Source organism: Kribbella sp. NPDC059898, from assembly GCF_042730855.1.
Taxonomy (GTDB): domain Bacteria; phylum Actinomycetota; class Actinomycetes; order Propionibacteriales; family Kribbellaceae; genus Kribbella.
On the sequence record NZ_JBHWKR010000006.1, the window covers coordinates 345,701 to 364,268 of the forward strand.

Consider the following 18,568-nt stretch of genomic DNA (forward strand, 5'->3'; position numbering starts at 1 on the left):
TACGGACGGTAGTCTGTAGCGCACCGCATGGAGTAGATCAGGGGTAGATCGCCCGGCTACTACCGGGAGGGCGCAGGTTCGAGTCCTGCCTCCATGTCTGAGCGCTGTCCGACGGACGGGGATTCGGCATGGGGTATGCGACGGATCGGTTGCATCGCGCGCTGGAACGAGCGCTCGCGGCGGAGGATCCCGCGGCACGGCGGCAGGCGGCGGTGCGGGTGGATGCGTGGCGCGGCGTGCTGGACGAGCTGGCGCGGGTGCCCGCCGACGAGCCGCGGGATCGGGAGCGGTCGAACCTCTGGTACCTCGGTGACGAGGGGCTCGCGGAGCTCGGGCAGGCGTTGCGGACCGGCTGCTACCGCATCGACGTACCGGAACAGGCCGCGATGCTGGTGGTCGCCTGGCTGCTGGAACACGACCACCACGCGGCGGCGCTCGACCTGGTCGCGGCACTCCGTCCACTGATGCACCGGTTGCGGTTCACGCCGTCGTACAGTCCGGCGCCGTCCGGGGCGGTGGTACGCCGGAACACGGTGGGCGACGTACGCGCTCAGTTGCGGCAGGCAACGGTACGGCGGCCGATCGCCGCGATGCGGGAGACGCTGCAGGTATGGAACCCGCTGTACGACCAGCTGGTCGCGCTCTGGTGCGACACGGTCGACGGCGACCTGCCCCACCTGGTCGACGGCGTGGTCGGCGGCGGCTGGCCGTGCCGGGTGTGGCCGGACGACTGGGCGGAACGGCGGCGGCGGTGGCAGGACGACTACAAGCTGGCGACCGAGCTGCACCAGCCGCGGCCGTGGAAGAGCAACTTCACCCGTCTGCGGGTGGCGCTGGACCTCTGCCCGGACGACAGCTCGGCGCTCGACGGGCGTGCGGTCGGCTGGATCCGCCGCGCGCTGGCGAACACGATCAGCGCCCACGGTACGCCGGGATCCGCCGAGCGCGAGGCCTTGCGCCAGAGACAACGCGAGGTGGCGGCGCAACCGGCGTACGCGACGCTGGCGCACGTGCTGAGCGCGCGGCTCGACGCGTTCCCGCGCGAGGGCGGGCTGCCGGCGCTCGAGCCGGTCGCGGGGCTGGTCGACTGTACGGAGGCGCCGGCGGCGGCCGGTGCGGCGATTCCCGAACACCTGCTGGCGAAGGCGGCGCGGGCCCTGGAGGCGCCGATCGGTGAGCTGGTGGCGCGCGGCGTGATCGGGTCCGGCGAGGTGCTGGCCGAGGTGGTTCCGCAGCTCGCGGCGCAGTTGCTGGCGGCAAATATCGCGGATCCGGCGCTGGCGATGGTCTACGCGCAGACCTGTGCGGCGTTCCGGCGGAGGCCGCAGTTGGTGCGGTTCGGGGAACTGCCGTGGGTCGACGCGGTCGCGCCGTACCGCGATCGGAGCGAGCAGGCTCGGCGGGCCGCCGGACAGGCGTTCCGCGAGGCGACGACCGTGGCGCTGGAGGCGTTCCCGCAGTCGGTCCTGCCGAATGCGCTGGTGCGGGAGTTCGAGGCGCTGGCGGCGCGGGCCGGGCTCGACTTGCCCCTGGTGCAGAACGGGCAGTGTCGGGAGGCGGCAGTCGTCGCGAGCCGGGTGCTGGCCGGTTCGTTGTACGCCCGGTACTACGACCTGCCGGACGGTTGGCCGACGTCGCGGATCCATTGGCGCCGGGACGACTTCGCCGCGGTCTGCCGCGCGCGCGGGGCCGCGCTCGAGCAGAGCCAGATCCTCACCACGCACAATCTCGCCGTACTGGTCGACGCCCTCGACCTGACCGACTGGCTGCGCGAGGCGGCGCCGGATCTCGCGGATCGCGCGTTCGCCTGGGCGCTCCGGCAACCTGCGTGGCGGGACGCGGCGGCCGCCTGGCGCCAGGGAATCTTCTACCTGAGCTACTGCGATCCAGACCGGACGCTGCGCGGTCTGCCGCGGCCGGCGCACTTCGAACCGGCCGTGACCGGTCTGCTCGACGTGGCCGCCGGCCGGCGCTTCGACCGCGACGGGCGCACCCCGAACGGCGGGCGCCGGCTGCTGGGAGCGTGAGGATCGCCACTCCCGCGGGTAGGTGAGTTGACACCGTCTGTACTCCCGACGAAAGTTAGGGCTGCCTTAGTAAGGGTTGCCTTACTCGACAACTTCCCGGGAGAACTGGATGTCGCAGCCCGCGCGGCTGACCGCCGTGACAGCACTTGTTCGCGATCCTTCGGCCGGCCGTTGGCCGCTGGCCTCGACGGTGGCCGACCGCGACCGTGGACCGTTGCCGCACGGCTCTCCGGGAACGGTACTGCGGCGCGCCGCCGAGGTGCTCGGTGAACCGCGTGTCCCGTCGACCGGCGTGGGGGAGTCCGCGGCCCTCGACCTGATCGCGGGCCTGCTCGACGAGCACGGCATCGACCTCAGCCACCCGCACGCGGCCGCACACCTGCAGCCGCCGGTCCTCCAGGTCGCGGTCGACGCGGACGCGTTGGCCTCCGCGTCGAACGCCTCGCTGGACACGTACGACTCCGGCCCCGCGACGCTCGCCATCGAGCAGTGGGTGGTCCGGGCGCTGGCCACGCTGGCCGGCTTCGGCCCCCAGGCCGACGGCGTACTGACGCCCGGCGGCTCGATCTCGAACCTGCTCGCGGTGCTGATCGCCCGCGACAGCGCCGCCGCCGCGGCCGGTGTCGACGTACGGCGGAACGGTCTGCGGGGGCTCGACCGTCCGGTGGTGTTCTGTTCCGAACTCGCGCACTTCTCCGTTCAGCGAGCCTGTGCCGCCCTCGGGCTCGGTGAGGAGGCCGCGATCACGATCGCCGCCGACGAGAACTTCCGGATGCGTGCCGACGTCCTGGCCGCCGAACTGGCCACGCCCGGCCGTACGCCGGTGGCCGTGATAGCGACCGCCGGAACGACGGACTTCGGCTCGGTCGATCCGATCGCGCCGATCGCTGCACTGGCGCGGGAGTACGGCGCGTGGCTGCACGTGGACGCGGCGTACGGGTTCGGCGCGCTGTTCTCCGACCGGCTCGCGCCGCTGCTCGCGGACGTGGCGCTGGCGGACTCGGTGACGCTGGACCTGCACAAGATCGGCTGGCAGCCGGCCGCGACCAGCGTGCTGCTGGTGGCGGACCGGGACCGGTTCGCGGCGTTCGACCGTTCGGTGGACTACCTGAACCCGGCGGACGACGTCGACTCCGGACTCGACGGGCTGCTCGGCCGGAGCCTGCAGACCACGCGCCGGCCGGATGCGGTGAAGGTCGCGACCACGCTGACGGCGTACGGGCGAGCCGGGCTGGGTGCGATGCTGGACGCCTGCCACGAGCTGGCGCACGCGGCGGCGGCGCGGATTGTTGCTGACAGCAACCTTGAGCTGCTCGCGCCGGTGACGTTGACGACCGTGCTCTTCCGGTTCGCCGGTGCGTCCGACGAGCTGCAGGGCGAGGTACGCCGTCGGCTGCTGACGTCGGGACGGGTGCTGATCGGCCGCACCAAGCTGCCCGGATCCGGTGCGGTCGCGCTGAAGCTGACGTTGCTGAACCCGAACGCCACCGCGACGGACATCGAGGACCTGCTCGACCAGGTCGTGGCCACCGGCCTCGACGTCCTGACCGGCGAAGGAGCCGCGTGAGTACTGCCGTTGCCGCACACCTGAACGCGATCCTGCGGTGCTACACGCGGGAGTCGTCCGTACCGGTCGCCGTAGGATTGTTGACAATCGACATCGGGCAGTCGACCGTGACGGCGCGCGTCGAGCACGCGTCGCGGACCGGGCTGCACCAGTTCACCGACGTACTGCTGGACGGCGTACCGCCGGCGCCCGAGGAACTGGTGCGGGTGCTGTCGGCGGACGCGGATCCAGCGGAGGTCGACGACCTGGCGGCGCGTACGGCGGAGTCGGTGCGGAACGTCGCGCTGTTCGTGGACCAGGCCGACGGCGAACGCGGGCCGGGACGCTTCCTCGAGACCGAGCAGGCGTTGCTGTTCGGGCACCTGAACCACCCGGCGCCGAAGAGCCGGGACGGACTGAGCGGCGACGAGCTGGCGGCGTACTCGCCGGAGCTCGGTGGCCGTTTCGCAGTGCACTGGTTCGAAGCCGACGCCGAGCTGGTGTCGTCGGACCAGGTGGCCGGCGCGCCCTCGCTGCAGGGACTGGACGCTGTGCAGCTGATGGGCGCGCTGGCCGGTATCACCCCGTCGCCCGGCCGAGTCTTGATCCCAGCGCACCCGTGGCAGGCGGCCGCGGTGCTGGAGCGGCCTCGGGTTGCTTCATTGATCAGCGCGGGCCGGGTGAAACCGTTGGGCCCGCACGGCGCGCAGTGGTACCCGACGTCGAGTCTGCGGACCGTCTTCCACCCGGATCTGCCGGTGATGCTCAAACTGTCGCTCGGGCTGCGGATCACGAACTCGCGGCGCGAGTCGACGCCGACCGAGCTGCGCCGCGGCCTCGAGGTCAACCGGCTGCTGGACGCGGCGTACGACGCGGGGACGGCGACCGCGCACCCGCGGTTCAGCATCGTCCGCGACCCGGCGTGGGTCGCGCTCGACGAAGGCGGACCGACGCTCACCGGTCTCGACGTCGCGGTCCGGGAGGTGCCCGCGGACGTCAACAGCTACGCCTGCCTCGCGGGCCTGGTCGCGCCGCGCCCGGGGGGCGTCAGCCGGCTGAGCGCCTTCGCCGCCGAGGACCCGGCGGGCTGGACGGCGTCGTACATCGACAACGTGCTGGTGCCGATGCTGCACCTGTACGCCGAGACCGGCATCGGGCTGGAGGCGCACCAGCAGAACACGCTGGTCCGGCTGGACGGCGCCGGGCGGATCAAGGGCGGCGCATATCGCGACAACCAGGGCTACTACCTGGCCTCGTCGTACCTGCGTGGTCTGCTCGCAGTGACCGGGCTGCGGGACTCGACGCTGGCGGTTGTCGACGATCCGATTGTCGACGATCGACTGACCTACTACCTGCTGCACAACCAGGCGCTCGCCGTCGTCGGGTGCCTGGCCGCCGACAGGATCGCCGACGAGGCTTCGCTTTTGTCTGTTGTCCGCGATCGGCTGACGTACGCGCTGCCGCTGCTGAAGTCCGCCGGCCCGGACGGTGACCGCCTCGCGCGCCGATGGCTCGAAGCGGAAACCCTTCCGTGCAAGGCGAACATGCTGACCCGGCTGCGCGGTATCGACGAGGTCGTCGCCCCGCTCGACGCGCAGTCGGTGTACCTCGACATCCCGAACCCGCTGCGGTGACGTCGTTCGAACTGCGCCCGGCTGACCCGTCCGACGCCCCACGGATCGCCCTGTGGATGGCGCAGCCGCACGTGCGGCGCTGGTGGCACCAGGGCTGGTCCGTGGAGCGTTGGGCGCAGGAGATCGAGCAACAGGCCGCGGGGGAGCACTCCCGGCCGTGTGTGGTGACGCTGGACGCGGAGGAGTTCGCGTACGTCGAGCTGTACCGCGTCCGGCACGACCGGCTGGCCGACTATTACCCGCACGACGTCGAGGACTGGGGCGTCCATGTCGCGATCGGCGACGGCACGCGGGTCGGACGCGGTCTCGGACGGCTGCTGCTCCGGGAGGTTGCGGACACGGTGCTGCGGTCCGAGCCGTCGTGCCCGCGGGTCGTCGCCGAGCCGGACATCGAGAACACGCCCTCCGTCCGCGCGTTCGCGGCCGCGGGGTTCGTCCAGTCAGGGGAGCTACAGCTGCCCGAGAAGACCGCAGTACTGATGGTCCGGACCCGGGCCGTGCAGGAGGCATGAGATGTACGACGTGATCGCGATCGGCTGCGGGCCGTTCAACCTCGGGCTCGCCGCGCTGGCGGACGGCGTGGACGACGTACGGCTGGCTGTCCTGGACAGTCGGCCGGAGTTCACCTGGCACCGGGGGCTGATGTTCGAGGACGCGATGCTTCAGGTGTCGTTCCTGGCGGACCTGGTCAGCCTGGTGGAGCCGGCGCACCACCTGTCGTTCCTGTCCTATTTGAAGGACAACGACCGGCTGTACCAGTTCTACGTGCGGGAGAAGTTCCATCCGACGCGGCGCGAGTACGAGGCGTACCTGCGGTGGTGTGCGGCGCAGCTGGACTCGTTGCACTTCGGCCACCACGTACGGTCGGCGGAGTGGAACGGGCAGGCCTTTGAGCTCACCGTTGAGCGTGGTGATGCTTTAGAGCACTACGAAGCGCGTCACCTCGTGGTTGGCGTCGGAACGGAGCCCTTCGTACCCGCAGCGCTGGCAGGGCTTCCTGCTGAGCGGTTCTTGCACTCTGCGGACTACCTGTTCCGTCGGGAGGACCTACTGCGTGCAGGACGCGTAACGGTCGTCGGCTCCGGCCAGTCGGGTGCTGAGTGCGCCCTGGACCTCCTGCGCGCTGACGGTCCTGCCGTGGCGTGGCTGACCCGTACGCCGTCGTTCGCGCCGCTGGACTACTCCAAGCTGGTGCTGGAGATGACGACGCCGTCGTACGTCGACTACTTCCACGCCCTGGACGAACCCGTGCGTGACCGGCTGGTGAAGGAGCAGTGGCGGCACTACAAGGGCATCTCGTCGGAGACCCTGGACGACATCCACGACGTCTTGTACACAAGGGATCTCGGGGCAGAGCTCTTGTGTGGTGTGGCCGTCGTATCGGCCGTGGCTCGTGCGGACGGGCTGGAGCTGACCATGCTGCACGCTGACAGCGGGAAGACGTTCCAGCACACCACGGACGCTGTGGTGGCGGCTACTGGCTACCGGAACCGTCCGCTGCCGTTCATGGACTCATTGCAGGACAAGTTCGACCACGACGCTGCCGGCCGCTGGATGATCAACCGCGACCACAGCGTGCGTGGTGCGTTGGACGGGCGCGTTTTTGTGGCCAACGCGGACCTGCACAGCCACGGTGTTGCCGCACCGGACCTCGGCATCGGTGCCGTCCGTAACGCGGGCATCCTGAACAGCGTTGCCGGTCGTGAGGTGTTCCGGCTGCCCAAGTCCACCGCGTACACGACGTTTGCGATCCCTGGATGAGTACCTGGACGCAGTGCTCGTCGGAGCTGCTGGCCAAGCTCATCTCGCAGTTCTGCACGGAGGGGCTGCTGGAACCGGTCGAGAACCGCCTGTCGTTCGGTGCGGTGACGTACGCGTTCGAGGCGACCCGTGGCGGTTTCGGGAGCTGGCGGGTCGATCCGGCGTCGATCCGCCGTACCACGGCCGGCATCCTCGGGAACGACGAGAGTGAGCCGGCTACTGACCCGATCCAGTTCTTCGTCGACGCTGCCGACGTACTGGGCGTAGACGGGTCCACGGTGGCCGGGTACGTCGCTGAGCTCACCAGCACGCTCGCGGCCGACGTACGGATGGCGTCTACCGCAGTACCGGCTGCTGAGCTGCTAGAGCTGCACCACAGCCGTCTGGAAGGCCATTTGACCGGACACCCGCTCCTGGTCGCCAACAAGGGCCGGCTGGGCTTCTCCGCCGCCGACAGCGAGCAGTACGCCCCAGAGGCCCGTACTCCGCTGCACCTGGTCTGGCTGGCCGTACGACGCGGCCTGGCCGAGTTCCGCGGTACGCCGGACCTCTCGGAGCACGCCGTACTGGAACGGGAGCTGGACCCGGACACGCTGGCGGCGTTCCGTGCGCGGCTGGACGACCCGGACGCATACGTGTGGCTGCCGTGCCACCCGTGGCAGCTGGACCACGTCGTACGGACGCAGTGGGCGCGGGAGCTCGCAACGGGCGAGATCGTCGTACTAGGGGAGAGCCCTGACGACTACCTGCCCACACAGTCGATCCGCACGATGGTGAACATCAGCCGGCCTGATCGCTACCAGGTCAAGCTGCCCCTGAGGATCCTCAACACCTCGGTCTACCGCGGCATCCCCGAGCACTGCACCCTGGCCGCCCCGATGATCACCCAGTGGCTCCGCGGTCTGTGGTCCCGCGACGACGTGTTCCGCACCCTCGGCACCGAACTCCTCGGCGAGGTCGCCTCGGTCACCGTCCCGCACCCGCAACTCTCCACCCACCCCGGCATCCCGTACCAGTGGACCGAAACCCTCGGCTGCATCTGGCGCGACCCCGTCGACCCCCGCCTCCGCGACGGCGAAACCGTCTGGCCCCTGGCCGCCGTACTCCATCCCGGCTTCACCGAGGCCGCCATCACCCGCGCCGGCACCGACCCGCGGACCTGGCTCGCCCACCTGATCGCCACCCTCCTCCGCCCCCTGCTCCACCTCCTCCACCACTACGGCATCACCGTCAACCCGCACGGCGAGAACCTCGCCGTCATCTGCACCCCCGAAGGCCTCCCCACCCGCCTGGTCATCAAGGACCTCGTCGACGACATCAACCTCTCCACCACCCCCATCGTTGCCCGCGGCCCCGAACCCGACTCCCACACCCGCGTCCTCCCCAGAAAACCCTGGCCCGTCCTCCGCCAGTACGTCGTCGACGCCCTCCTCCTAGGCGTCCTCAACCCCCTCACCACCCACTCCCAACTCCCCACCGAAACCTTCTGGGGCCTCGTCCGCGGGGAGGTACACCGGTACACCGAGGAACACCCTGAATACACCGACAGGCTGTCCGCGACCGCTTTCACCGCTCCCGAATTCCTGCGCTATCCGCTGAACGGCTACCGCCTGAAACTCGGCTACACCGACCTGGACACACGTCCACCGATACCGGTGACCGGCAGCATTCCCAATCCACTGCACACTGTCGCCCCGGTGTATTTAGAAAGGATCTTGCCAAGCTAATCGAGATACGCAGACAATGCCCAATGACCTTGCTACCGCCGCGCGGGGGCGCGACGGACGAGCGCATTGGAGACCACCATGCCGCAGTTCAGCCCGGCTCCAGACGGGGTCGACGGCTCGCCGGACCTCGTCCGGTCCCCTCGATCGGGGCCGGACCACCCACAGTCATTTCGCGAAAATAGTAATTCGAGTGCAATTTGCGAATTGACATTCGATGTTGCCGGCAATTCTTCGGCGTCGATTCCGATCTATTCTGTGCCACTTGGCATCAAGGCCGTGCCAACCCGCCAAAAGAAGTTCGCCGGCAGGGTTGTGCTAATCGCTCAAGCGGCCGCTAACATCCAGTTCATGTCGACGACAACCACCGTCGAGGACACCCCTCGGGATGCTGGACAGCCGCGCCCGGATTCCCATCGCGGGGCTCTGGCCGGTGTCTTCCGGACTGGCCGGGGATCCCGGAGCCACCTGCTCCGGCTGAGTTGGCTCTGGCGCGTGGATCGGCGTGAACTCGCCGTTCGTAGCCGCTTGCACCTTCCGGCGTACGCGGCATCGGACAGGATGCCGAGCTATCGGTCGGCCGTTCGTGTCGTGATCGACAACGCTGCCCGGCTGCGCAAGGATCGGCGGTCTGTGCGCGACCTGCTGCCGCGTGGCCGATACGAGCTCGCCGACCTCGAGTTCCGGCAGATCGGCGACACCGCGGATCGAGTCTTCGGAAGTCTGCACTACCTGCGCAACGCCCGCCAAGGATCATCGAGCTTCGCCCTGGTCGACCAGCAGACTGGGAAGCCGCTGACCCTGTGCTGTGTGTCCCCGCTCGAATGGACGCGCGTGGCGGACCAGTTGACGCGGCAGTTCGGCGTTCGCCAGGCGGCGGTGCGGGACGTCTCACGGGTCTACTCGTTCGACGGTGCGCCACCGAACGCGGTGTCGTACCTCCTGGCCCGGGTGCGCAAGCACCTCCGGCAACAAGGAGGTGTCGACCTGCTGACCACCGTCGTCGACCCGAACCTGGGTTTCACGGGGTCGAGCTACCTGGCGTCGAACTGGCAGCAGTGGATGACGGTACAAGCCCGGCCGTACCTCTACTACAAGCGTGAGTACATGAGCCTGCGCCAGATGCGGGCCGAGTTTCCCGGGGTCCGGAGTATCGACGAGCTGTGCGCGCGGGAACCTGACGCGACGCGGAGCTGGATCGAGCTCGACGACTCACTGATCTTCTGCTGCCGCGTCCGAGGTGCGACGGAGCGCCTGGAACCTGAGAATCAGAGTCGAATCCTCCGATAGCGCACTGATGGGCTTGCCAACGATTCGGTCCGCACTGGTAGTCTCGCCGGGTGACTCTGGGTGATGGTTCTATTACCACGGCTTTCGTGTCCGGCGTGGGGGTGGCCGACTGGCGTGCCGAGCTCGCGTCGTACCGGCAGTTGGTCGCGAGCGGGTGGACCCCCAAGACCGTTCACCGGCGGTTCGCAGATGCCGACCAGAGTCCATCGGCCGGGCAGTGCGGCGTCACCTCGGCCTGGTTGATGGCTGTCCTGCGGTATCGCCACTCGGTCCCGGCCGTCTACTGCTACGGCGACGTGCGGGCGGTTCGGGAGTCTGCGGAGGACCTGCTGGATCACTGCTGGTTGGAGATCGGCGACGAGCACGATCCGGACAGGACGGTCGTCGACCTGACCTGCGACCAGGCGGCCGCGTTCGCCGACGACAAGGTCCTGTGTTCGTCCCACAGGAGTATCCGATCGGTCTACGGCATGTCGTACGACGCGGCACTCCGGCGGGAGCCCGCGGAACTCGAAGACGACGAGGTTCAGGATCGGCTGGGAATGCTGGTCAGGGAGCTCGGGCCTGACCAGCTTCCGGTGGTGCCTCCGCGACTCAGGAGATTCTTCTGACGCCTACTGCTGGATCCCTTCCAGCAGGTCGTCGATCCGGCGTCGCGTGGGGAGTGAATTACGCCGCGGGAAGTCGGAGGCGGCGCAGGACATGGCGGCGGTCGCCCAGCGGCCGACGTCCTCGGAGAACGTGTTCTCGGTGTCGATGAGCTGGGCCGCGAGCGCCGCGCAGAAGGCGTCGCGGGCGACCGAGGACTCCTTGTAGATCGCCGGCGGGGCAGCGATCCGCAGTACGTCGCGCATCGGGCGCGAGTACGCGTTGCAGCCGCCTCGCATCAGCAGGCACAGCGTTTTGACGCCGTACGCGAGCAGCGTGCGGGCCACGGAGTCCGGGTCGAACGGGACGTCCTGCCGCGCAAACGACTCCAGCTCCCAGGCGTGGGCGACCAGGTAGTCGATCTGCGCGAGCGTCTCCGCCGAGACCTCGTCGTCGTTGTACGGCTGCCCCGGCGTGACGATCACGACCGGCCGACGGGTCGTGCCGTCGTGGACCAGCGCGAGGGTGTCCTCCAAGGTGTCGCGAGGCACCTCGAAGGTCATCAGCAGCGCGTCACTGTCCAGCAGTTCGTCGCGATGTGGTGCGACGTCGCCCGACTCGAGGTGGATCTGCTTCTCGTTGCGCCAGTTCACTGCGATGCTGTCGCCGAGCTGCTGCTGGAAGACGCCGGTGAACGGGGTCTCCGCATGGGGAACTCGCTTCAGCAGCGACGTGTCCACGTGTTCGTTCTCGAGGTACTCGACGATCTGGTCGCCGAAACGATCGTTCGCGACCGCGGCGATCAACGAGGTCCGCAGGCCCAGCCGGGCCGCCGCCACGGCCTGCGTGAGCCCTTTGCCACCGGGGGAGAGGCTGAAACCGAGCGCCTCGATCGACGTCTCCGGCGCCGGCAGGTGCTTGGTCCGGAAGATCGCGTCCATGACGGCTCCGCCGATCACCACGACGCGGCCGGGGGACGGCTCGTCCGAGGGCGGCACGGCATCGGTCCTGGCGACGTTCTTCGCGCCGACGGAGTACGTGTCACGGCGGGTGAGTTGATAGGCGAGCTCCCGCAGTACGGCGAGTTCCGTCGTACCGCGGAGGTAGCGGTCGCTCGGGGCGGCGATCGGGTTTACGGCCAAGGCCGCATGCAGCGGGTGCCAGTGGTCCAGCAGAGTCTCGCGACGGCGGCCCAGCGCCAGGTTGTAGAGCGCCCTGGTGATGTGCGCGTCGATGCCGGCGCTGATCAGGTTCTGGCCGAGTACGCCGAGAGCGAGGACGGCGTCCGCGACGATCTGCTGGGAGGCGTAGAGGTCCTCGCGGACGCAGTCGCGGACCAGGGCGACTGCCGCGTCAGGCAGGTCGAGCTCGTGGACGTTCGCGTAGCGACGGGTCGCGGCCAGGGACAGCAGCGGTGCGGACACTCCGGTCCGGTCCGCGCGGAGACGGTCGGCGGTCAGCCCGCCGTGCGTCCGAAGCTTCTCGAGCGCGTTGGCGAGCACCCGCACCTTTTCCGACTGCTTGTCGCTTCCGTCCAGCATCGGGCCTCACCAGTCCACTCGGTGGTGCCGCGGCCGGTGACCGCGGCACCAGGTGAGGGTCAGTGTGTCAGCGTCCGTGCTGTGCAGTCGACTGCGCTGTCGGTGCTGCGGTAGCGCCGGCCTGTACGCCGGCCGGGTCCACGTCGCTGTGGACGATGTCCGCGCCGCGGACCGTTTCGACGATCGAATAGACGCCGAAGCCGGCCACGGTCATGGCCACTGCACCGAGGAACACGAGTACTTTCCTCCAGTGCTTGGCGATCGCGAATGACAAGCCGAAGATGAGCGTGAGTGCGAGTACCTGGTTGGTGGCCATGGTGTCCTCGATCCTCGATCTCGCGCGGCCGGGGAGCTCCGGGCTCGGATCTCTACCGGCTCCGCTGAAGGCGCTGGTGGAGCCTTTCTTCGATCGTGGCAGGCACGATTGAGACCGCCAGCCCGACTTTTGCCGCGTGGCTGCTCTGCGATTGGCAACGCGGTTGCCAATCGGCAGTCAGTGGCCGGCTTGCCGCATCGTGCTGAACTGGCTCTCGATCTTGTCTCGGGTCGGGTGTGCGGTGGGATCCTCGCGGTAGCTCTCGGCGAAGCTCGCCATAGAGGCCGCGGCCCACAGGTAGGTGTTGTCGGTGCGAGTGTGGTCTTCGATGAGGCGGGCCGCCAGGGCGGCGCAGAACGCGTCCCGGCTGATCGCGGCTTCCGCGATGGCGCGGTGCGGTCGGGGGAGTTGTGCCGGTGCCTTGCCCCGTTCGTAGATGCTGCCGCCGTCGGGTACGAGTAGGCACAAGGAGCGCAGGCCGCGGCTCAGGAGGTCGTCGCTGAGCAACTCCGGGTCGTACTTCGCCTCCTCGGTGAACGCGAAGCGCTCGAGCTCCCACTGGTGAGCGACGAGATAGTCCATCTGTTTGAGCAACGGGCTGACCAGCCGCGTGTCGGATTTGCCGTAGGGCTGGCCCGGAGTGACGATGACGACGGGCGGATCGTCCGCGCCGGCGATGAGGTCGAGTACGCGTTTCAGGACCGGCTGTGGCAGTTCGAAGGTCACCAGCACCACGTCGCATGCGGCCAGGGTGTCCGCGTGCTGCTCGACCGCCGCAGTGTCCAGTTCGATGCCGTCGCGCCATACGGCAGCTGAGCTGTCGCCGTACGGAAGCTCGAAGATGCCGGTCACCGGCGTTCGTGCACCGGGCCTCTCGACCCGGTGCAGCAGTGAGGTGTCGACGCCCTCGCTGTCGAGGTGTGCCACGATCTCGCGGCCGTCCTCGTCGGTCGCGACCGCGGCGATCAGCGAGACATCGAGGTCCAGATGGGCGGCCGCGACGGCCTGGCTCACGCCCTTGCCGCCGGGGGTACGGGTGAAGGTCATCGCCCTCTCCGAGGTGCCGGCGGCGGGGGTGGAGCCGATCCGCCAGGTGTGGTCGATCGCGGCGCCGCCGACCACGATCACCTTTCCGGCGGCTGCGGCGTCGACAGTCTGCGCCCTCGACCTACGGAGCGGCGGGGCGGTCGCGGCCGGCTCGGCGCCGGACCGGGGATTGACCAGAAGGGCACTCAATCGCTCGAATACCTGCCGCTCCAGCCGCGCCCGCAGGGTGTGTTCGCCAGGCGACGGACCCGCGGGCGGCTCCTCCGCCAGGGCCTCGTGCAGCTTGGTCCAGTGGTTCACGAGGGCGAGTCGCCGGGTGCCGACCTTGCTGTGGGCGAGATTGCTCACCGCGAGAGCCGGGACCCGCTTCGCCTTGTACCGGTCGAGATAGATGCCGAGCCGGAGGATGCCGTCGGCGATGATGCGGTCGGTCGGGGAGTCGAGCTCGGCGACTTGCTCGATGATCACGCTGACTGCTGCTTCGGCCGGCTTCTGCCCGGTGCGGATCGCCTTGTTCTGGACGATCGGGAGCCGCAGCAACTCCTGGGCGTCATCGAGATTGGCGACCCGCTTGGCAGTGAGCCCGTCGTTCTTACGGAGCAGGTTGAAGACCGGCACCAGATAGGAGCCGTTGGACGGCCCTTGGATGACGAGATCGGACATGCGTACCCCAACGCAGTGAGCCAACCCCTCCATTCTGCGGTGGTTGTCTCCTCGGGGCGTGGTTGTCAGCGCGTCGCCGAGCCTCGGACCTGTGTGGTTGCACCGGGCGACCAGGTCGCCAGATGAGTTCGCGTACGCGGTGTTGTGACGTAGGCTGGCGCGGTCTGTCGATCGGCCAGGTCGGTGGGACGACCACGGGGAGCACCACGATGCACAACGGGAATTCTGGGAATGTCGAGCTTGCGAGGGCTCAGCAGGAGCGGTGGGACGCGGCGTACGCGCGGACGGCGGAGTTGCACGGGGTGGAACCGTCGGCGGCGGTGCGGCGGGCGGTGGAGTTGTTCGGGGCGGCGGGGATCGTCGACGTGCTGGAGCTGGGGGCGGGGCACGGGCGGGACGCGCTCTTTCTTGCCCGGCACGGGTTCAGCGTGCATGCGACCGACTTCAGCGAGACGGCGCTCGACCAGCTGCGGCACGCGGCGCAGCGGGAGGGGCTGGACGACCGGGTGACGGCCGCGCTGCACGACGTACGGGATCCGTTGCCGCCGGCTGACGCGACCGTGAACGCGGTGTTCGCGAATCTGCTGCTGAACATGGCGTTCTCGCCGTCCGAGCTGCGGGCGCTGGTCGCAGAGATCCACCGGGTGCTCTGCCCGGGCGGGGTTTTCGTGTACGCCGTCTGGTCCGCGGACGACCCGTGCGCGCAGCACTGGCCGCGGCTGGAGGACGGGCTGTCGGGGCACGACGGGTTCGTCGGGCGGTTCTTCGACAAGGAACTGGTCGGTGAACTCGCGGAGAACTGGAGCCTCGACGAGGTCACGCCGTACGAGGAGGGGCAGCGGCTGATGCTGCGCGTGACGATGACGAAAGCCGCGCCCGAAAGCTGAAGCCGGCTCTAGGTCTCAGATTGCAGTGTGATCACCAAAGCGAAAAGCCGGATTGACGTTCCCGGCAGGTTCCGACAGGCTTCTGACCCGCGTGTCACCTTCGACCATCGGAGATAGCAATGCAGTGGTACATCGACGTCCTCAAGAAGTACACCGTGTTCGACGGGCGCGCCCGTCGCAAGGAGTACTGGATGTTCGTGCTGTTCAACGTGATCGCTTCGATCATCCTGTCGATCCTGGACCGGATCCTCGGTCTGGACTTCGGCGGCAAGGGCACCTCGTCGGGCTGGTTGTCGACGATCTACAGCCTGGCGGTCCTGCTGCCGTCGATTGCCGTGGCGATCCGGCGGATGCACGACACCGACCGTTCGGGCTGGTGGATCCTGATCAACCTGATCCCGTGTGTCGGGTTCATCTGGTTCATCGTGCTGGCCGCGGGCGAGGGCACTGCGGGACAGAACCAGTACGGACCGGACCCGAAGGCGGCCGAGCGGTTCGGCGGTCCGGGGCAGGCGGGTCCGGCGGAGCCGGGCTACCCGACGGTCTGAACGCAGCACGACAGAACGCCCCGCCGGCCGGCGGGGCGTTCGTCGTTCTAGCTGGCCTGGCTGACGCTGGACATGTTGTAGTCCGGGATCAGCAGCGGCGGTGTCGCGGTCCGGGAGAAGTAGTCGCCCCATTCGCGGGAGAACGACGGCACGGTCGCGCCGGCCGCGGTGAAGCGGGCCAGCAGGTCGACCGGGCTTTCGTTGAAGCGGAAGTTGTTGACCGCGCCGGTGACCTCGCCGTTCTCGACCAGGTAGACGCCGTCGCGGGTCAGGCCGGTGAGCAGCAGTGTCTGCGGCTCGACGACCCGGATGTACCACAGGCAGGTCAGCAGCAGGCCGTGGTCGAGGCCGGCCACCAGGTCGTCGGTGGTCCCGCTCGCGCCGTCCACCGAGAGGACGTAGTTGTCGACGCCGGGCGTGGCCGTCGGTACGTCGATCAGGTCCGCGGTGTAGCGGCTGGTCATCAGGTGCTCGAGCTTCCCGCCGCGGATCCAGTCGGTGGCGGCCAGCGTGAGGCCGTTGTCGAACACGCTCGACGAGCCGCCCGACGACCGGGCCACCGCGAACGCGAACGCCTCGAGCCCCGCGAGGGCCGGGTCCGAGTGCAGGTTCACCGGCTGCGACGACAGCGGGTCGCCGATCCGGGTCCCGCCGCCGGACTTCGAGAACACGGTCTGGCCCTCGAACGCGTCCCGGCCGTCGAGCTGCCAGTACAGGTACGTCATCAGGTCCGCGACCGCGGCCGGCGGCAGGATCGTCGGGTGCCTTCCGGCGTCCACCGACACGGTCCGGCCGGCCCAGCCGAGGCGGCGGGTCAGCTCGGTGTCCAGCGCGAGCGCGTCGACGTCGCTGAAGTCACGGGTCGCCGTACCGACCCAGGCCGAATGGGTACCGACCTTGCCGGTCGAGGACACGTACCCGCGGGGGAGGGCCTGGCGCAACCGCAGCCCGGTGGAGGATCCGACGTACAGCGTGACGACCTCGTGGTTCGCGAACCCGTACAGCCGGCGGTCCTCCGCGGCGGCCCGCTTCAGCGACTCCCCGAGCGACGGCGCGAACTTCTCGTAGACGCCGACCGTGGTCTCCTCCGGCTCGAGGTCCCAATCCGCCGACGCCGCACCGTCGACGAGCGGCCGCGCGTCCTCGGCGGGACCCGCGGCGCGGGCGGTGGCGATCGCGGCGGAGACGATCTCGCGGAGCGTGTCCTCGGTGACGGACGAGCGGCCGACGACGCCGGCCGCCGTACCTTCTCCGGAGCCGACCGTGGCGATCACGGTCACGCTCGATCCGCGCATCGCGCCGTTCGTGGTCAGGGTGTTGTTCGCCCAGCGCAGGTTGGTGCTGGAGGTCTCGGCGACGAGTACGACGCAGCCGTCGGCGCCCTCGGCCGCCGCCAGGGCCAGGCCCCGCTCGACGGTGTCCTGCGGGGTGAGCTGTACGGCGGTCACCGGCCGGCCTCCTGGGTGGTGTTGAGAATGCGGACTCCGCGGAACAGGGCGGACGGGCAGCCGTGGCTGACCGCGCCGGACTGGGAGGGCTCGGCCTTGCCGCAGTTCAGCGCGCCGCCGAGGACGTACGTCTGCGGGCCGCCGACGGCCTCCATCGAGCCCCAGAAGTCGGTCGTGGTCGCCTGGTACGCGACGTCGCGGAGCTGACCGTCGAGCTTGCCGTCGGTGATCTTGTAGAACCGCTGGCCGGTGAACTGGAAGTTGTACCGCTGCATGTCGATCGACCAGGACTTGTCGCCGACGATGTAGATCCCGTTCCGGACCCGGCTGATCAGCTCCTCGGTGGACGGGCCGTCCGCGGCGGGCTGCAGCGAGACGTTCGCCATCCGCTGGATGGGGATGTGGCCGGAGGAGTCGGCGTACGCGCAGCCGTTGGAGCGCGGCGTACCGAGGACGTCCTCGTTCTTCTTCGCCATCCGGCGGTCCACCTGGTACCCGACCAGGATGCCGTCCTTGACCAGGTCCCACTGCTGGCCGGCGACGCCCTCGTCGTCGTACCCGACGGTGGACAGGCCGTTCTCCGCGGTGCGGTCGCCGGTGACGTGCATGACCGGCGAGCCGTACTTCAGTGCGCCGAGCTGGTCGAGGGTGGCGAAGCTGGTGCCGGCGTAGTTCGCTTCGTAGCCGAGGGCGCGATCGAGCTCGGTCGCGTGGCCGATCGACTCGTGGATCGTCAGCCACAGGTTGGACGGGTCGACGACCACGTCGTACGTCCCGGCCTCGACGCTCGGCGCGGCCAGCTTCTCGGCCAGCCAGCCGGGGATCTGGGCGAGCTCGTCGTCCCAGTTCCACCCGGTGCCGGTCATGTACTCCCAGCCGCGGCCGGCCGGCGGGGCGGTCGAGGACATCGAGTCGAAGCGGTCCTCGGCGACGCCGTGCGCGGTGATGTGCGGGCCGATCCGGACCCGTTGCTGGGTGTACGACGTGCCGGCCGTGTTCGCGTAGTACTTGCACTCGTGGATCGTGGCGACGTGGACGCTGACGTGCGCGACACCGTCGGCCTTCAGCAGCCGGTCGCTGTAGTCGGTGAGCAGCGCGACCTTGTCCGCCCGCGGCACCGTGAACGGGTCGATCTCGTACGACGAGATCCAGGTGACGTCGTCGTACACCGGCTCGTCCGCGAGCTCGATCGTCTCCGCGTTGATCGGGCGCGACACCTGCGCCATGTTCACGGCCTGCTCCGCGACCACCACGGCCTCGTCGACCGTGAGCGCGACGCCCGCCGCGAACCCCCAGGTCCCGTCGTGGATCACCCGCACCGCAAGACCGAGATCCTCGTCGTCCTTGGCGCTCTCCAGCACGCTGTCGCGCAAGGAGATGGACTCCGACCGGATCCGCTCCAGCCGGAACTCGGCGAAGGACGCGCCCAGATCGCGGGCACGGTGCAGGGCGGCCGCGGCCAGCTCCTGCCGGGGAAGAGCGAGGAACGCTGCGTCGATGTCAGGCACGGAACCGACCTTATACAGGGACCCCGACAATCTCTTGCGG

15 protein-coding genes and 1 tRNA gene are annotated in these 18,568 nt (G+C 69.2%); 11 read left to right on the forward strand and 5 right to left on the reverse strand.

Features of this window, described 5'->3' with window-relative positions:
- Positions 1-26: 26 nt before the first annotated feature.
- From ACFV9C_RS21545 to ACFV9C_RS21585, 9 genes are all read left to right on the forward strand, one after another.
- Positions 27-97, forward strand: a tRNA-OTHER gene (locus tag ACFV9C_RS21545).
- Between the two features lie 31 nt (positions 98-128).
- Complete coding sequence (locus ACFV9C_RS21550) at positions 129-2,027, forward strand: hypothetical protein (protein ID WP_380196040.1); 1,899 nt, start codon at positions 129-131, stop codon at positions 2,025-2,027.
- Between the two features lie 109 nt (positions 2,028-2,136).
- The gene (locus ACFV9C_RS21555) at positions 2,137-3,594 is read left to right on the forward strand and encodes a pyridoxal phosphate-dependent decarboxylase family protein (RefSeq protein WP_380196041.1); all 1,458 of its coding nucleotides are present in this window, start codon (positions 2,137-2,139) and stop codon (positions 3,592-3,594) included.
- Positions 3,591-5,207 carry an IucA/IucC family protein gene (locus ACFV9C_RS21560; RefSeq protein ID WP_380196043.1) on the forward strand — a complete coding sequence of 539 codons (1,617 nt, stop codon included), beginning with the start codon at positions 3,591-3,593 and terminating at the stop codon, positions 5,205-5,207. The genes ACFV9C_RS21555 and ACFV9C_RS21560 overlap by 4 nt, the downstream gene beginning before the upstream one ends.
- Entirely contained in the window at positions 5,204-5,719 is a 516-nt protein-coding gene (locus ACFV9C_RS21565; RefSeq protein ID WP_380196044.1) for a GNAT family N-acetyltransferase, read from the forward strand. The genes ACFV9C_RS21560 and ACFV9C_RS21565 overlap by 4 nt, the downstream gene beginning before the upstream one ends.
- A 1-nt stretch (position 5,720) precedes the next feature.
- Positions 5,721-6,968: a lysine N(6)-hydroxylase/L-ornithine N(5)-oxygenase family protein gene (locus ACFV9C_RS21570; RefSeq protein WP_380196045.1), complete on the forward strand. Its 1,248-nt coding sequence runs from the start codon at positions 5,721-5,723 to the stop codon at positions 6,966-6,968.
- Positions 6,965-8,695: an IucA/IucC family protein gene (locus tag ACFV9C_RS21575; protein WP_380196047.1), complete on the forward strand. Its 1,731-nt coding sequence runs from the start codon at positions 6,965-6,967 to the stop codon at positions 8,693-8,695. The genes ACFV9C_RS21570 and ACFV9C_RS21575 overlap by 4 nt, the downstream gene beginning before the upstream one ends.
- A 588-nt stretch (positions 8,696-9,283) precedes the next feature.
- Positions 9,284-9,982 carry a hypothetical protein gene (locus tag ACFV9C_RS21580; protein WP_380196049.1) on the forward strand — a complete coding sequence of 233 codons (699 nt, stop codon included), beginning with the start codon at positions 9,284-9,286 and terminating at the stop codon, positions 9,980-9,982.
- 50 nt (positions 9,983-10,032) lie between these two features.
- Positions 10,033-10,593: a hypothetical protein gene (locus tag ACFV9C_RS21585; protein ID WP_380196051.1), complete on the forward strand. Its 561-nt coding sequence runs from the start codon at positions 10,033-10,035 to the stop codon at positions 10,591-10,593.
- A gap of 3 nt (positions 10,594-10,596) precedes the next feature.
- Here ACFV9C_RS21585 and ACFV9C_RS21590 read toward each other — a convergent pair whose 3' ends face one another.
- The 3 genes from ACFV9C_RS21590 to ACFV9C_RS21600 all read right to left on the reverse strand — a co-directional run bounded on the left by ACFV9C_RS21590 (position 10,597) and on the right by ACFV9C_RS21600 (position 14,137).
- On the reverse strand, positions 10,597-12,111 hold the full coding sequence (locus ACFV9C_RS21590; protein WP_380196053.1) for a PfkB family carbohydrate kinase: 1,515 nt from the start codon (positions 12,109-12,111) through the stop codon (positions 10,597-10,599).
- Between the two features lie 67 nt (positions 12,112-12,178).
- Positions 12,179-12,427 (reverse strand): hypothetical protein, encoded by a 249-nt coding sequence (locus ACFV9C_RS21595; protein ID WP_380196055.1) that lies wholly within the window; start codon positions 12,425-12,427, stop codon positions 12,179-12,181.
- A gap of 177 nt (positions 12,428-12,604) precedes the next feature.
- A complete protein-coding gene (locus tag ACFV9C_RS21600) occupies positions 12,605-14,137 on the reverse strand; it encodes a PfkB family carbohydrate kinase (protein WP_380196056.1) in 1,533 nt (510 codons plus the stop codon).
- 122 nt (positions 14,138-14,259) lie between these two features.
- On the opposite strand from ACFV9C_RS21600, the gene ACFV9C_RS21605 reads away from it, so the two are divergent.
- Positions 14,260-15,024 carry a class I SAM-dependent methyltransferase gene (locus ACFV9C_RS21605; protein ID WP_380196058.1) on the forward strand — a complete coding sequence of 255 codons (765 nt, stop codon included), beginning with the start codon at positions 14,260-14,262 and terminating at the stop codon, positions 15,022-15,024.
- Positions 15,025-15,143: 119 nt separating this feature from the next.
- Positions 15,144-15,572, forward strand: a complete 429-nt coding sequence (locus tag ACFV9C_RS21610) for a DUF805 domain-containing protein (RefSeq protein WP_380196060.1) — start codon at positions 15,144-15,146, stop codon at positions 15,570-15,572.
- Between the two features lie 47 nt (positions 15,573-15,619).
- Here the strand turns inward: ACFV9C_RS21610 and ACFV9C_RS21615 are convergent, their stop codons facing one another.
- Together ACFV9C_RS21615 and ACFV9C_RS21620 are read right to left on the reverse strand one after the other, a co-directional pair.
- Positions 15,620-17,020, reverse strand: a complete 1,401-nt coding sequence (locus ACFV9C_RS21615) for a metallopeptidase TldD-related protein (protein ID WP_380196062.1) — start codon at positions 17,018-17,020, stop codon at positions 15,620-15,622.
- On the reverse strand, positions 17,017-18,528 hold the full coding sequence (locus ACFV9C_RS21620; RefSeq protein WP_380196064.1) for a TldD/PmbA family protein: 1,512 nt from the start codon (positions 18,526-18,528) through the stop codon (positions 17,017-17,019). Before ACFV9C_RS21620 ends, ACFV9C_RS21615 begins: the two co-directional genes overlap by 4 nt.
- Between the last annotated feature and the right edge of the window lie 40 nt (positions 18,529-18,568).

Excerpts from the sequence above, each read along its gene's own strand:
- ACFV9C_RS21550 (WP_380196040.1), top strand. The coding sequence starts at position 129 with ATGGGGTATGCGACGGATCGGTTGCATCGCGCGCTGGAACGAGCGCTC.
- ACFV9C_RS21555 (WP_380196041.1), top strand. The coding sequence starts at position 2,137 with ATGTCGCAGCCCGCGCGGCTGACCGCCGTGACAGCACTTGTTCGCGAT.
- ACFV9C_RS21570 (WP_380196045.1), top strand. The coding sequence starts at position 5,721 with ATGTACGACGTGATCGCGATCGGCTGCGGGCCGTTCAACCTCGGGCTC.
- ACFV9C_RS21575 (WP_380196047.1), top strand. The coding sequence starts at position 6,965 with ATGAGTACCTGGACGCAGTGCTCGTCGGAGCTGCTGGCCAAGCTCATC.
- ACFV9C_RS21590 (WP_380196053.1), bottom strand. The coding sequence starts at position 12,111 with ATGCTGGACGGAAGCGACAAGCAGTCGGAAAAGGTGCGGGTGCTCGCC.
- ACFV9C_RS21595 (WP_380196055.1), bottom strand. The coding sequence starts at position 12,427 with ATGGCCACCAACCAGGTACTCGCACTCACGCTCATCTTCGGCTTGTCA.
- ACFV9C_RS21600 (WP_380196056.1), bottom strand. The coding sequence starts at position 14,137 with ATGTCCGATCTCGTCATCCAAGGGCCGTCCAACGGCTCCTATCTGGTG.
- ACFV9C_RS21605 (WP_380196058.1), top strand. The coding sequence starts at position 14,260 with ATGAGTTCGCGTACGCGGTGTTGTGACGTAGGCTGGCGCGGTCTGTCG.
- ACFV9C_RS21610 (WP_380196060.1), top strand. The coding sequence starts at position 15,144 with ATGCAGTGGTACATCGACGTCCTCAAGAAGTACACCGTGTTCGACGGG.